This window comes from Novipirellula sp. (genome assembly GCF_041583735.1).
Classification (GTDB): Bacteria; Planctomycetota; Planctomycetia; order Pirellulales; family Pirellulaceae; genus Novipirellula.
This window is the reverse complement of sequence record NZ_JBFHFD010000167.1, coordinates 1-14,487: the sequence shown is the minus strand read 5'-3', so window position 1 is coordinate 14,487 and position 14,487 is coordinate 1. Positions and strand designations below refer to the sequence as shown.

Genomic DNA, 14,487 nt, shown 5'->3' with positions numbered 1-14,487 from the left:
CTGTTGACCGCGTCTTGCCCGGTCATTCCGTCGACGACCAGATAAACCTGGTCGGGACCGACCTTTTTGTCGATTTTGGCCAATTCGGCCATCAATTCATCATCGATCGCCAAACGGCCGGCGGTATCGAGGATGACGACGCGAGCCCCTTCGGCTTTTGCCTTAGCGACGCCGTTCTGACAGACTTTGACCGGATCTTTGTTGTCCGCTTCGCTATAGACCGGAATGTCTAATTGGCGGCCGATGACGTGCAATTGCTCGATTGCCGCAGGACGCTGCAAGTCGGCCGCGACCAACATCGGTTTGATGTCTTGTTCTTTGAGCAGCTGTGAAAGCTTGCCACACGTCGTCGTTTTACCACTTCCCTGCAAACCGCAGAGCATGATGATCGTGGGGCCTTCACTCTTCAAATGCAGCGAGGAATCGACCGGACCGAGGATCGAAATCAACTCGTCGTGAACGATTCGCACCAACTCTTCGTTCGGACGAAGACTCAGCAGGACTCGCTTGCCCAGTGCCTTTTCAGACACTTGCCCCATGAAATCTTGGACAACCGAGTAGCTAACATCCGCCTCGAGCATCGACTTTTGAACGATCTCGAGCCCGTCGCGCATATTGCTTTCGGTAAGCTTGCCCTTGCCGGACAAGCTCTTAAAAGCAGACTGCAGACCATCAGATAGAGATTCAAACACAGGAAACTACGGGGGAAAACGAACAATCGCACAGAAGTCGGGAGAAAGGGATCCCGAGCGAAGCACGGCAGTTTACGTGAGAAAGGCCGGTTTTGTAAATGCACAACGCCGAACTAGCTTGGCAAATTCGCCCAAAAGCAAGCTCGCAGCCCCCCAAACCCTCCTTTTCTTGTCTCAGCAGGACGAAATTTGGCCCAAGCTGGGCACGCTGTGAAGCATTTTTTGTAGCTACCTTCGCCAGCAGGTGGTGATTCGATTTGGACGCCAACCATCCACGCTCTGGCGAGCGTAGCTACAAAACGAAAATGTAGCTACCTTCGCCAGAAGGTGGTAATTCGATTTGGACGCCAACAATCCACGCTCTGGCGAGCGTAGCGACAAAACGCAAATGCCGTAATTTGCCGCCTCCAAATGCTTCATGGGGTTACCAAGCCGGGCTAATCCGAGAGCCGCTCGAGTACGGCAGCATGCAGATGACCGTTGGTCCCGACTCCATCCCCCCCTCGTACGGTGGAATTGCCTTTCCAGTCGGTGAACCTGCCGCCTGCCTCTTGGATCACCGGCATGATCGCGGCGACGTCCCAAGCATTGCAGATCGGGTCGACCATTAAATCGGCACGCCCCGTGGCGACCAACAGATAACCGTAGCCATCCCCCCAACTTCGCGTCACCCATGCATCCCGCTCAAGCCGCGCATAAGCATTCGGGTTGCCTCGTTTTGCGAACGACCCGACTTCACTGGTGACAAACACGGCGGTGGACAGATCGGTCTTGCTCGACACGGTCGCCTGGGTCCACTGGGCATTGGAGGTTTTCCGGTGCCAACTGCCCTGCCCTACCCCGGCGACGATGATCTCGTCCAACGCGGGAATAAAAATCGCGCCCCCGATCACCTCGCCATCGCATTCGACGGCCAACAGCGTCGAGTAGAGTGGAACGCCGCAAACAAACGATTTCGTGCCATCAATCGGATCGACGACCCAGCGATAAGCACTGGTGCCGGTTTTTTCGGCAAATTCCTCGCCTTGCAGCGTGTCGTCGGGAAATCGCTCGCCCAACAGCTTGCGAACCAATTGCTCGGCTTCGCGGTCGGCCACCGTGACGGGCGAATCATCTTTTTTCGCGTCAACGACCAATCCCGTGGCCCCGAAATACTTCAGCGTGTGCCGGCCCGCCGCCTGAGCGACCTCGATCATCGCCGACAGCCGGCCATCGTGCATCGATTGCCAATCGTCTGGTTTACTCGTCATTGGGTTGGCTCTTCAGAATTGGAGGGTTTGGGGGCGTTTGGTTCAGATTCATTTGATGCAGGCGGCGTTGCCGATCCCGTACCTTCCGCAGGCAATCCGGCCACCTCGGGATAGCCAGTCACGCCGGGAAAGAATGATTGATACATCAACATGCACGCTCCGACCACCAACAGCGAATCGGCAATATTGAAATTAGGCCATTTCCATTGATCGCTCGCCTGCCACAAAACCCAGTCGCGGACGCCGCTTTTCCAGGCTTCGGGGTACCCCGGTTGCCACCACAGCCCCAGCCGATCGTAGAGATTTCCGATAATTCCGCCGCTAATCAACCCAAGTGCGACGGTTAACCACATCGAATATGCGGCCCGAAACCAGAACAACCACACCAAAATTCCAATACCAGCAAACACTGACAAGGTAGCGAAAATCACCCCCTGCCCCTGACCTATCCCGAACACCGCTCCGAGATTGATGGCCGTTTCGATCCCAAAATAGCCATCGATCAGCCACCAAATGTCCTTTTGTCCCGGCAAGCCACGCCAAGCAAAAATGGCTTGTTTGCTCCACAAATCGGCGATCGCACCGACGATGGCGAGCCCCAAAAAGACGACCACACGGTTCTTCGGCAGTCTCGGCGGCGGGGTGTTGGAAGGGTTTCGATCGGGTTCGTCCATGTTTTCAGATCAATCAGCGGTCGGATTTGTCAACCTTTCACAGTAGAATTAGCAGCAGAGTTTGCCCAGAGCGATCGGGTTCCGCAATCGTGATCTTCCGCATATTTTCACTTCTTCGTGATTAGTGAATCTAGCGGCAGCGACGCCGTGCCGATCTACTTTCAAGAGAGATGGTGATTCGCGACCGCCGAAAATCATCCACCATTCCAATTTTCATCCCGTTTTCCTCCTCACTTCGTCATCGTCATGTTGCAGACCGCCAATTCGACCAGCGCCCCGCAAACGGACCTCGCCTTCCAACGCTGCATCAACCCGACCTGCGGTGCAACGTACGAAGCCAACAGCGTCCGCACATCGTGCGACAAGTGCGGCGATCTGCTGGACATTGATTACGAATGGGATCGTGCCGTCCTGCCGAAAAAGCTCAGTGAATTCGAGGCGATGTGGAGCCAACGGACCAACCCAGTGCGTTTCAGCGGGGTGTGGCGGTTCCACGAATTGCTGCCGTTTGTCCCGCAAGACAAGATCGTCACGGTCGGCGAAGGACAAACACTGCTGCAACAAACCGATTCGGTCGGTGACTACGTCGGTATGAACCACGGCAAACTGCACCTGCAATACGAGGGGATGAACCCGTCGGGCAGCTTCAAAGACAACGGCATGTGCGCCGCGGTGACCCATGCCGCAATGATGGGAGCCAAGCGGGCAGCATGTGCCAGCACCGGGAATACCAGTGCGTCGCTTGCGCTTTACTGCAGCGCCACACGCTTAATGCGAGCGGTCATCTTTATCGGCAGCGGCAAAATCTCGTACGGCAAGCTCAGCCAAGCCCTCGATTACGGCGCCTTGACGGTGCAGATCGCAGGCGACTTTGATGATGCGATGATCCGCGTCAAACAAGTCTCGCAAGAGCTGGGCATCTATCTGGTCAACAGCGTCAATCCCTTCCGCTTGGAAGGCCAGAAAACGATCATGTTCCGGATCCTCGAAGCCCTTCGCTGGGAAGTGCCCGATTGGATCGTCGTTCCCGGCGGCAACCTCGGCAACAGCAGCGCGTTTGGCAAAGCGTTTAGCGAACTGAAAGCCCTCGGTTTGATCGACCGCATGCCACGCTTGGCCGTCATCAACGCCGCGGGTGCAGACACGCTGTACGAATTGGTGGAACGTCGCGGCGTCCGCTGGAACGGTGGACATGTGAACATGGACCCGATTCGCGAATACAACGACTTGATGGACCGCGAGGGTAAAAAAGCCGATACGATCGCCAGTGCAATCGAAATCAATCGCCCTGTGAATCTGAAAAAGTGCTTGCGGGCATTGGATACGATGGACGGTGTCGTTCGACAGGTCAGCGACCAAGAGATCCTCGACGCCAAAGCCAAGGTCGGTGCAGGTGGATTCGGATGCGAACCGGCATCCGCCGCAAGCGTCGCCGGCGCTAAGTTGCTCCGCCGCGAAGGCGTGATTGCACCAAGCGACCGTGTTGTGTGCATTTTGACCGGGCATGAACTGAAAGACCCGACCGCCACGGTCGCCTACCACACCACCGACCAAGAAGTGTTCAATAAAACACTAGGTAGCCGCGGGGTGACCAAGGCAAGCCATGCGAACCGAGCGGTCGCCGTGCCGAACGAATTGGACGACATCATCAAGGCGATTCAGCTGTATTCGTAGATCCGTGGCAGCATGGATTACGTTGGCTCGAGCTGCAATTAAGCAGTCAGACGCAAGCCGCCGGGTCTGATTCGAACGTTCTGCGCGCTGCGAACGGACGGTTCAAGGTCGGCGACTAAGCCGATTTGCAGGAGACTTACGGTTTATCAGCCGTTTTTGGCCAACGCGGTGAAGCATTTTTGATTACGAAAAGGATGCTCTCGGCGGCTAAAGCCTGTACACCAACGGTTCGGACCGAGAATGTTGGTGTCCAGGCTTTAGCCGCCATGTCACTGGTTCCGCGATTTTCCGCTTATCTAACTTTAAAGCGTTTCGTTTTGGCGATAGCTACGGTTCCGTCACCATCCAGCCGGCACTAGCGCCCAAACGGCTAATAGATGAGTGGTGATGCCGTACGAAATCAGCAGTCTCCGATGTTATTGGAGAGCTGACAATGAAGTAGTGCAACCGAAAAACAAAACCAGCCTGAAGACTTAGCAACTCAGGCTTCTGCTGCGGTCGCTCAAATGTGGATGGCACATGTCGCAGCGCTGTTGGCTTTGGATCGTAGTCACTCACGTTCCCAAGGTTCGCGAAACCAAAAACGACTCTCTGAAGTCGACACTTCTTTATAACGCATTCGCTGAGGCCTCAGCCGCAATCGACTGCGGCATAGTGCTCATCAGCTGCGTCTGGACTTTTTAAAATCTTTTCGAGCGATGCGGTAAGCCGCGCCCACCGAACTTCTCGAAAACCGTTACGATGAAACTCTGCCCGCCCCACCTTCCCTCACAATTTGCTTTGCGCCCCCCTAAAGGACGCCTGCTCATGAAAACGGTTCTAGCTTTCGATCAAGGCACCACCAGCTCGCGTGCGATTGCCTTTGATCACTCCGGCACGATCCTTGGCACCGCACAGCGCGAGTTCACTCAGCATTACCCACAATCGGGCTGGGTCGAACATGATGCAAACGAGATCTGGGAATCGCAGCTCGCGGTGGGACGCGAGGTGATCCAGCAGTGCAAGTTAGACCCCAGCGAAATTGCGGCGATCGGCATCACCAATCAGCGCGAAACAACGCTGCTGTGGGACCGGGCGACAGGCGAGCCGATTCACAACGCGATCGTTTGGCAAGACCGACGCACCGCCGAATTCTGTGACTCGCTACGCGAAGCGGGACACCTCGAAATGATCGCCCAAAAAACCGGCCTGCTGATCGACGCCTATTTCTGCGCGACCAAATTGCGATGGTTGCTGGACAATGTCGATGGAGCTCGAGAGCGTGCCGAACGCGGCGAATTGGCGTTTGGAACGATCGACAGCTGGCTGTTCTGGAAACTGACCGGCGGCCGCGTGCACGCCACCGATGTCAGCAACGCATCACGAACGATGCTGTTTGACATCAACACGCACACCTGGGATGACGAGCTTCTGGAACTGCTGAAAATCCCCCTCAGCGTTCTCCCCGAGGTGCTGCCGTCGAGCCATCTGTATGGCGAAACCGACCCCGAACTGTTTGGCGGTGCGATCCCGCTTGGCGGTGCTGCGGGCGATCAGCAGTCGGCGCTGTTTGGACAAAACTGCACTCAAGTCGGGATGGCGAAGAACACCTATGGCACCGGCTGTTTCATGCTGATGAACATCGGTGAAAAACCGTGGGCATCCAAATGTAAACTGCTCACCACTGTCGCGTGCACTGCCGGAGAGCATCGTCAGTACGCACTGGAGGGCAGCATTTTCATTGCCGGCGCGATCGTCCAGTGGTTGCGGGATGGACTGGGGATCATCGAATCCTCTTCGGAAATTGAACCGCTGGCGGCAAGCGTGACTGATTCAGACGGCGTTTATTTAGTACCCGCGTTTGCAGGGCTCGGGGCACCCCACTGGGACGCGTACGCTCGCGGAACGATCGTGGGGCTGACGCGGGGAACCACGCGAGCCCACATCGCGCGGGCCGCGTTAGAAGGAATCGCCTTTCAAGTCGCTGATGTGCTGGACGCAATGCAACAAGACGCGGGGACCAAGATCGCAGAACTTCGAGTCGATGGTGGCGCGGCGGCCAATGATCTGCTGATGCAATTCCAAGCCGATATCATGCAAATCCCCGTCGTCCGTCCCAAAGTGCTCGAAACCACCGCACTCGGAGCCGCCTACCTTGCGGGACTGGCCAGCGGGTTTTGGAAGGATCTCGACGACATTGCGGACGTTTGGCAAACCGAGCGAGTGTTTACACCCTCGATGCCCCCAGAGGAAGCGAAACATCGTCGCAATCGTTGGGCTGATGCGCTCGGGCGGGCGAGATCATGGGAGCAACGCTGATGAATCAATCGAGTACTCATCCCTCGGGCATGAACCGTGACAATGCGATCAAACGCTTACACCAGCGTCAATCTCCATGGGATATCCTGATCATCGGCGGCGGTGCGACCGGAATCGGGATCGCCATGGACGCTGCCTCGCGTGGGCTAGACGTCCTGCTGCTTGAACAAGCCGACTTTGGCAAAGGCACGTCCAGCCGCAGCACCAAACTCGTCCATGGTGGAGTCAGGTACCTCGAACAAGGGAACATTACGCTCGTCCGCGACGCGCTACGTGAACGAAGTCTGCTGCGAGCCAACGCACCGCACCTCGTTCACGACATGCCGTTCTTGATCCCCTGCAAAAATCGCTGGGAGCGATTTTTTTATGGTGTCGGACTGAAAGTCTATGACTTCCTGGCCGCAGGCAACAATTTTGGCCGCTCACATGGCGTTTCGAACACTGAAACGCTGAAACATATCTCCGTGCTAAAACCGACCGCGTCCAAAGGGGGCGTGATTTATCACGATGGCCAATTCGATGACACACGGCTGCTGATCAACATGGCGACCACGGCGACCGACCATGGTGCCTGCCTGATCAATTACGCCTCCGTTGACGCCTTGACCAAAGATTCATTGGGGGACCTCGACGGTGCCATTGCCAAGGACCATGAATCCGGCGAGCAGTGGACGATCCGGGCCAAGTGTATCGTCAACGCTGCCGGTCCTTTTTGCGATAGCGTCCGAGCACTCGACGACGCCGGTGATGAAAAGATGTTGTCAACCAGCCAAGGCGTGCACATCGTTTTGCCGCGGCACTTCTTTCCCGGTGATACGGCAATGATCGTCCCCAAAACGTCCGATGGACGCGTGATCTTTATCATCCCTTGGCATGAACACGCCGTGATCGGAACGACCGATACCCCGATCGAAACGCCAACGTTGGAACCGACGGCCAAAGCCGAAGAAATCCAATTCTTGCTCGATACGACCGCCAAATACTTGGCCGACGCTCCGACCCATAACGATATCCTCAGCGTCTTTGTCGGCATTCGGCCGCTGGTCAAAGGAGACAAGTCGGCGCGAACCGCATCACTTTCACGCGATCACACGATCCGTGTCTCGACCTCAGGACTGGTGACCATCACCGGCGGCAAATGGACGACCGTGCGAAAGATGGCCGAAGACTGTGTCGACCGGGTCGTTCGCGAGAAATACCTCTCCGCGAAACCGTGTATTACCCAATCGATGCATTTGCATGGCTTTATCGAATCATCCAATGTCAGATCGGATTCGCGTTCCTATTACGGATCGGACCTGGAATCGATCGAACAACTAGAAAGCGAATCCCCCGATCTTGCCAAACTACTACACACTTCGCTGACGATCCGTGGCTCGGATGTGGTCTGGGCGGTTCGCCATGAAATGGCACGCACGATCGAAGACGTGCTGGCTCGACGAACACGCTCGTTGTTCCTAAACGCTCAAGCGGCACTGGACATCGCTTACGAGGTGGCACAATTGATGGCCACAGAGCTGAATCGCGACCAAGCGTGGATCGACGAACAACTCCGACAGTTTCGCAACGTGGCTGAGCACTACTTACCCAAGAAGAGTAAATGAATCAAAAAGCAAGATTTCTGTCTCGACGCACATTCCATCGATCGGTCGCAGTGACGGGGCTGTCGTTGCTTGGACAAACCCCGCTTGCCCATGCGGACACGCCCGATCACGACCTGCGAGTCATCAGCAAGACACCGCAATATTACAACGGCTGGCCGACATTGACGCGGCGATCGAGCGGTCAGCTGATCGTGGTTTGGTCAGGCGGGCGTGAACAACACGTTTGCCCCTTTGGCCGCGTCGAAATGATGCGATCCGATGACAATGGTGAAACCTGGACCTGGCCACGCACCATCCTGGATGGAGCCGGCGACGACCGCGACGCTGGGATCACCGAAACGGCAAAAGGAACGCTGCTGGTAACCACCTTCACTTCGCTCGCCTACGAACCAGGACTTCGGGCGGCGATGAAGCGGTCCACGGAAGATCCTGCCGCATGGCCCACCGAAAAACTCGATCGCTGGAACTCCGTCCACCATCGGATCAGCGAACAACAACGGCAAGCGGAGTTGGGCGAATGGATGATCCGCTCGACCGACGGCGGTATCACTTGGTCCGAACGATATCCCACGATCGTCAACAGCCCCCACGGACCGACTCAACTCGCCGATGGCCGCCTGCTGTATGCCGGAAAACAACTCTGGACGAAGGAACGTAAAATCGGTGTCAGCCAATCCAGCGACGACGGCGCCAGCTGGCAATGGCTGAGCGAAATTCCCACTCGCGATGGCGACAGTGTCCAAAACTATCACGAGCTGCATGCCATCGAAACCGATAACGGCAAGATCATTGTGCAGATCCGAAACCACAATGCGAAAAACAAGGGCGAAACGTTGCAGTGCGAGTCGACCGACGGCGGCGAAACCTGGACCATGCCTCATTCGATTGGCGTATGGGGACTTCCCTCGTACCTAACTAAATTGCGTGACGGACGGTTGCTGATGAGCTACGGTCATCGCCGCCAACCTTTTGGAAACCAAGCTCGCGTGAGCGATGACGAGGGAGCGACTTGGGGCGATCCGATCCTGATTTCAGACGATGGAGCCAACGGTGATCTCGGTTACCCCAGCACCGCCCAGCTCGATGACGGAAGTCTCCTCAGCGTTTGGTACGAGGCAATGCAAGGCCATTCCAAAGCTGTTTTACGCCAAGCCCACTGGCGGCTGAACGATTGATAGATGGGTGACTTAACGTAGTGGATCTTGCTAAAAATCCTGCGGTCGGGAGGGGCCTAAAACAAGATCCACTACGACCATCTCAAATCCTTCGTTGAAACAAAACGCGACAGAACCCTATCCCACAACCGAATCACAACGTCTTGAGGTACTCCAGCACGGCGGTCTTTTCCGCTTCGCTGAGTTCGTCGGGATAAGTGTGCCCGGAATTGCTCTTGCCAAAGCGACGGGTGTCGAAATAACTGCGACGTATTGCGACGTCGGGCTCCGTGACCGGCATCTTTTCAGCCAACTCGATCGTCAGCCCCACTCGCTGCTCATCCATCACTTCGCTCACCGGTCGCCACACGGTCGGCCGCTCGCTCGGGTGCAAAACGTGCCACAATGTTGGCACACTGCCGTTATGAAAATAGGGAGCACTCGCCCAAACACCGTCCAGCGGCGGTGCGACGTAGCCGTCCAGTTCGACAATCGTCTGCTGCGGGTCGTCTTCGCCCGCATGAGCAAACCAACTGCGAGCATACTTGGCTCGTCCCGCTTCGGTCAACGCTTCGGCGCGGACTGGGTCGGTGCCAATTTCATCCAGTGGAATCCGGCGATTGGGGTACTCGGAATCATCGCCGTACGTGCCATGACACTCGGCACAATTGCGATCAAACACACCTTTGCCAACCAAAACTAGCTCGTCATCGACCGTCCCGTCGTATTTGGGCGGACGCAGCGATGACATGTAGGCATAGACGTCACGAAAGTCATCTTCGTGCTCACGAAAAAATTCGGGTCCGTTCTCAGGCACAAGCATGAACTGCATCAAACCACGATGCCCTTTTTGAGCAAAGCCATCGATGTAAATGTACGGACGCTTGTAGAAATGCCACCACGGCGGCGCGTCCATGTCATGGTGCACAAACGGCACCGGAGGACGGTTCACCACGTTGAGCTGTTCGTCACGCTGGTGCATCAGCCCCATCCCAAAGACCACCGCATTGGTCGTCCCATGAGTGGTCCCCAATGGAATAAACAGCGAGCCCAAATCCATCCGCGACATTGGTTCGCCGATGCGAAATTTGGTTCGCCGAACTTCCTCAGTCATCGTTTGCAGCGCGAACCGATTGTTCGGAGCTCCAGGGGTTGGTTTGCCGTAGACACTACCGCCGTGACATGAAAAACAGTTCATCGTCCACTGGCCATCGTCACCGACGACGTACTGCAGCGGTTTGCCAGAATCGTCACCTGGCCGCGTGGTCAGCCCATAACGAGCGAACGTCATTTCTCGCCGCTGCTGGGGAGTCGCTTTTTCCGCTTCGCTCCGCAGCGGTTCAGGCCAACTCTGCCACACGTTGTCGATCACCCGCTGATGAAAATCACTCGGCAAAAGCGGCGTTTCGGTCAACAAACGGTAGCCGCGTGCGACCGCATTCGTATCGTCCGCGCTGGCCACAGCAGCAACGACGCACGCCAGAAACACAAAAACGATATTGAGAGTTTTATGACACATGAACTTATTATACCGCCGCGACAACACGTGTAGACCGATAAACCGTCTTACCGCAAACCAATGTCGAATCCAACCGACAACCATCAGCAACCCCCGACGAAAGGGCTAGAAAAGGGGCGGTTAGAACCTGCAGGAACGGACGCGCCCCGCAAGTTCAGACATTCCCGTGCGCAACGCTGGTGGAGGCTTGCATTAAAATGGTACCTACCAGCGATGGATGATCGAGCGATAATACAGTCATCGATGACCCACGTGAGCAATGGGCTTATTTTTTCCGACGGGCGGCAACGCTGGAGCGAGAGGAGTTGATCTCTCGACTAGCAGCTCCCATTTTCACCGAAGCGACGAGATTCCTTGAGTTGATTGTCAAAACCCCCAAAGACCGCGAAATTTACGAATCGCGTTTGAAGCTCCAACGAGACGAGCAATCCCGCCTAGAAGCCGCCGAGGCACGTGGCGAAGCTCGTGGTGAAGCACGAGGTGAAGCACGTGGTCGAGTTCGTATGTTGGAAGGTCTCCTGGGTCTCGATACACCTGCGAATTTCGATTCTTTGACGCTTGAAGAACTAGCTTCCCGAGAGCAGTCGCTTCAACGACAGCTTCGAGAACGTGGAATCGGCTAACTCAGCAGCACCGTTTCTACACGCACCAAAACCAACAACCAACAGGGACACAGCATCTCTTGTGTTTGTGTCGCAAGATTGAACGAGGGCATGGTCAAAATTTGGAATCGGTTGACCTCGAAAAAGCAGCTTGTTTGATTTTCGCGATCACATTTTCTAACCTTCCATTTTCTAACCTTGCTTCCCTTTTTAGCTAATGCGTGTCACCTCGATTGTGATGATGGCACACGTGGTAGAGACGCAGATCGTTGCCAAAGCGTCAGTGCCGAATACCGGACAAGAAGGTTAGAAAATGGGAGGTTAGAAAATCAAAGATCGGATGCGGTCCGCAAGTTTCGACATTCCCGTGAGCAACGCCGGTGGAGGCATTCTTAAAAATGAGGCTCGCAATCGAGCCGACCATGTCGTGTTCGCACAATCAGTTCGGCTCCACTACGATTGAGGCATGGTTCTGATGTTTTTCACAATCCGATTTGAGTGAACGCCATGCCGTTGGGGATCCGTCCGACCGTTGACTTCGCATTCAAAAAGATCATCGAAGTGCACACGGTAGAATTGACGAAGTACAAATTGGACGCGCAGACAATCGCCCAAGCGAGTAAACTACAGCAGTGGGCATTTCTTTTGCTTTTTGCTCAAGACTACGACGCGGAAACACTCAGGAAATTGTTTCCTGGGATCGAGTTCGAAACTGCGATTTCAACGATGGAAATCATTTCCGCGAAGACAGAGGACAAACAGATGTACGACCAACGCGAAAAAGCCCAGCGAGACTACGAGTGGGCAATCTCCGGTGCCAGAGAAGAGGGACGGGTGATAGGACGAGAGGAGGGCATCATCGTAGGGCGGATTCAGACGCTGCAAGAACTGCTTGGAGATACACCGATGACGACAGCAGAACTGGCGGAACTTCACTTGGATGCACTTACGACCCAACTTAATGCATTACAACAGCGTCTCCGCGACCGCGTCGCATAGCCCGCCTACACCTACGATGACCGCGAGTGCATTTACGACCGCCCCCGTCCGATCTTGCTCCAGAGATCCGATCGGGTATGTGGGGAATAGATGGAATAATTACGAGTACGTGAATGGGCGACCGTTAGACTTCAATGACGCATCAGGCCTCCAGGCTGTTCCACCGCCTCCAATTTTACAATTAATAGATTGCTACGAATCAGCTCGTAGTGAATATGATGAACATTTCAGAGATATTGAAGATGAATATCAGGAATCCCAAAGTGAAATTGGCGTGGAGTATACGAAATGCACCGAAAAGTGCCCATTTCCCGTAAATCCGTGCTGCTACGAGAACTGTGATGCAAAATACGAAGAGGATATGGAAGAGGCGGAAGAGTGGCTGGAGCATCAGCAGAATATGGAATTCCGAAGGTTTTGGAACAGAGTGCGAGTGTGCCAACTTAGATTTTTTCCTCCAGGTGTTCTTGGCTGGCCAATCCTTCCTAACAACACCCCTACCGTGCCGCCGTCACAATTTCCAGTCTTCCCACCGGCTCCAAGACCAATTGCATAGTGAGAACAATTCGTAGGGAGGCCATTATTCTGTTTTAGGAGTCAAATCATCTCCCCTTCGAACACTTCAGTGAACGACATCAAATGCTTTTGTTTAACCCCGGATTATTCACGAGCGGTTAAGTGCTAGCAAAACTTGAGGCGGCAAAATGCAGTGTTTTTATCGAAAAACAGTGATTCAACGTGACGCACTTTTAGGTGAAGCTGGGTGACGGTGCAAAACAAGCGTTTTTCCCGTGTTTTGCGGCGTAAAGCTTTACCAGCAGGCTGGGGTGGTGAATAATCCCGGTTAACAACTCAATGGCATGAATAATGCAAACCAATTTTAAAGCGACACATTATTGCCTTTTGGTCCTCAATGTTCTGCTTGGCATGCATCTGGAGAATTCCGTTGTTGCTCAGGATGCGGCTCTGGAAGTGCAGTTTCTTTCTGAAAGAGATGTCCACGCCAATGTCCAGGATAGGCTGCCCGGCGGCAACGGATTCTGCAGCGGCTGCCTACTGCCCTCACATAAGCTGGAAGTCGATAAAAAAACGCGGGGCATCAAGAATATTGTAATTATTGCTGACATTAAGAGCCGTAACGGAAACTCTTTACCATCAAGTAAATACACACTTTCTATTTCTAAGTGTAATATTTACGAGCCAGAGATCATCGTAACCGCGGGCGACAAGTTGTGTCTAAATAACCTTGATCCTATTGCCTATGATATTCATATTGCGTTTTTTAAGAACGCTAGTTTTGAACAACGAGTGCCACCCAATAGTTCGATTGAAATAGAGATACAAAACTCTGAGCCGGGAGCCATTTTGGTTTCGAGTTCCAGCCACCCGTGGATAACTGCGAACCTTCATGTATTGCCCCACCGTTTTGCGGCAGTTAGCGACGCAGAAGGGCGGATCGAAATTCGGAATCTGCCAGAGAAGTTGATGAAATTCAAGGTTTTTCACGCACGTGCATTGGATGCAAGTAATGAGGTACATACTGCACGCATTGATGCGAATGGATCAACAGTTCGCCCATTGCCGTTGGAATTGAATCTGGCACGAGGTTTAAACGATCTTGGTAGTATTGTTCTTCCGTCAAGCGAATTTCAGAAAGACGCATTCTAAAAAAACTAGGAGCGATCAAATGGGTCAGCGACGGTCTTAACTTTGGTCAATGAAAAGAAGCCACGGGATGTCAATTTGCGCCTCAAACAGGTTCTTCCGCACTTTTGGTGAAGAATTCAAAGGGGTCAAACCTCTTTTTAGTCAACTGGGGCACAGCACCTTTCCCAAATGTGTCGCGAGACTGAAAAAGGCATGGTCAAAATCTGGAATCTGTGGAATCCGTTGCCCGCGTGAAGTTGTGCCGATAATTACTCCACCAGGTCGAGCCTAAGCGGAAAGCGGTTTGCACGTTTTTTACGATCCAATATTTTAACCTACCATTTTCTAACCCTGCTTTCCTTTTCCGATAACGG

At 54.3% G+C, this 14,487-nt stretch carries 11 protein-coding genes; 7 read left to right on the top strand and 4 right to left on the bottom strand.

Features of this window, described 5'->3' with window-relative positions; translation table 11 throughout:
• From ABX962_RS14385 to ABX962_RS14375, 3 genes are all read right to left on the bottom strand, one after another.
• On the bottom strand, positions 1 to 692 hold a 692-nt coding region (locus ABX962_RS14385), incomplete at its 3' end, for a signal recognition particle receptor subunit alpha (RefSeq protein WP_372720535.1).
• Positions 693 to 1,129: 437 nt separating this feature from the next.
• Complete coding sequence (hisN, locus tag ABX962_RS14380; RefSeq protein WP_372720533.1) at positions 1,130 to 1,942, bottom strand: histidinol-phosphatase; 813 nt, start codon at positions 1,940 to 1,942, stop codon at positions 1,130 to 1,132.
• Positions 1,939 to 2,616, bottom strand: coding sequence for a signal peptidase II (locus ABX962_RS14375; protein ID WP_372720531.1), 678 nt, complete (start codon positions 2,614 to 2,616; stop codon positions 1,939 to 1,941). Before ABX962_RS14375 ends, hisN begins: the two co-directional genes overlap by 4 nt.
• A gap of 246 nt (positions 2,617 to 2,862) precedes the next feature.
• On the opposite strand from ABX962_RS14375, the gene thrC reads away from it, so the two are divergent.
• The 4 genes from thrC to ABX962_RS14355 all read left to right on the top strand — a co-directional run bounded on the left by thrC (position 2,863) and on the right by ABX962_RS14355 (position 9,367).
• The gene (thrC, locus tag ABX962_RS14370) at positions 2,863 to 4,290 is read left to right on the top strand and encodes a threonine synthase (RefSeq protein ID WP_372720529.1); all 1,428 of its coding nucleotides are present in this window, start codon (positions 2,863 to 2,865) and stop codon (positions 4,288 to 4,290) included.
• Positions 4,291 to 5,097: 807 nt separating this feature from the next.
• On the top strand, positions 5,098 to 6,588 hold the full coding sequence (gene glpK, locus ABX962_RS14365; protein WP_372720527.1) for a glycerol kinase GlpK: 1,491 nt from the start codon (positions 5,098 to 5,100) through the stop codon (positions 6,586 to 6,588).
• Between the two features lie 29 nt (positions 6,589 to 6,617).
• Positions 6,618 to 8,192, top strand: a complete 1,575-nt coding sequence (locus ABX962_RS14360; RefSeq protein WP_372720538.1) for a glycerol-3-phosphate dehydrogenase/oxidase — start codon at positions 6,618 to 6,620, stop codon at positions 8,190 to 8,192.
• Positions 8,189 to 9,367, top strand: a complete 1,179-nt coding sequence (locus ABX962_RS14355) for a sialidase family protein (RefSeq protein ID WP_372720525.1) — start codon at positions 8,189 to 8,191, stop codon at positions 9,365 to 9,367. Before ABX962_RS14360 ends, ABX962_RS14355 begins: the two co-directional genes overlap by 4 nt.
• A gap of 133 nt (positions 9,368 to 9,500) precedes the next feature.
• Here the strand turns inward: ABX962_RS14355 and ABX962_RS14350 are convergent, their stop codons facing one another.
• Complete coding sequence (locus ABX962_RS14350) at positions 9,501 to 10,865, bottom strand: hypothetical protein (RefSeq protein WP_372720523.1); 1,365 nt, start codon at positions 10,863 to 10,865, stop codon at positions 9,501 to 9,503.
• 239 nt (positions 10,866 to 11,104) lie between these two features.
• Between ABX962_RS14350 and ABX962_RS14345 the strand changes: the two genes are divergently transcribed.
• The 3 genes from ABX962_RS14345 to ABX962_RS14335 all read left to right on the top strand — a co-directional run bounded on the left by ABX962_RS14345 (position 11,105) and on the right by ABX962_RS14335 (position 14,134).
• The gene (locus tag ABX962_RS14345; RefSeq protein WP_372720537.1) at positions 11,105 to 11,488 is read left to right on the top strand and encodes a PD-(D/E)XK nuclease family transposase; all 384 of its coding nucleotides are present in this window, start codon (positions 11,105 to 11,107) and stop codon (positions 11,486 to 11,488) included.
• Between the two features lie 486 nt (positions 11,489 to 11,974).
• Positions 11,975 to 12,466: a PD-(D/E)XK nuclease family transposase gene (locus tag ABX962_RS14340; protein ID WP_372720521.1), complete on the top strand. Its 492-nt coding sequence runs from the start codon at positions 11,975 to 11,977 to the stop codon at positions 12,464 to 12,466.
• A gap of 867 nt (positions 12,467 to 13,333) precedes the next feature.
• Complete coding sequence (locus tag ABX962_RS14335; RefSeq protein WP_372720519.1) at positions 13,334 to 14,134, top strand: hypothetical protein; 801 nt, start codon at positions 13,334 to 13,336, stop codon at positions 14,132 to 14,134.
• Positions 14,135 to 14,487: the final 353 nt, after the last annotated feature.

Coding starts and splice junctions, on each gene's coding strand:
- glpK (WP_372720527.1), top strand. CDS start 5,098: ATGAAAACGGTTCTAGCTTTCGATCAAGGCACCACCAGCTCGCGTGCG.
- ABX962_RS14335 (WP_372720519.1), top strand. CDS start 13,334: ATGCAAACCAATTTTAAAGCGACACATTATTGCCTTTTGGTCCTCAAT.
- thrC (WP_372720529.1), top strand. CDS start 2,863: ATGTTGCAGACCGCCAATTCGACCAGCGCCCCGCAAACGGACCTCGCC.
- ABX962_RS14350 (WP_372720523.1), bottom strand. CDS start 10,865: ATGTGTCATAAAACTCTCAATATCGTTTTTGTGTTTCTGGCGTGCGTC.
- hisN (WP_372720533.1), bottom strand. CDS start 1,942: ATGACGAGTAAACCAGACGATTGGCAATCGATGCACGATGGCCGGCTG.
- ABX962_RS14355 (WP_372720525.1), top strand. CDS start 8,189: ATGAATCAAAAAGCAAGATTTCTGTCTCGACGCACATTCCATCGATCG.
- ABX962_RS14360 (WP_372720538.1), top strand. CDS start 6,618: ATGAACCGTGACAATGCGATCAAACGCTTACACCAGCGTCAATCTCCA.
- ABX962_RS14375 (WP_372720531.1), bottom strand. CDS start 2,616: ATGGACGAACCCGATCGAAACCCTTCCAACACCCCGCCGCCGAGACTG.
- ABX962_RS14340 (WP_372720521.1), top strand. CDS start 11,975: ATGCCGTTGGGGATCCGTCCGACCGTTGACTTCGCATTCAAAAAGATC.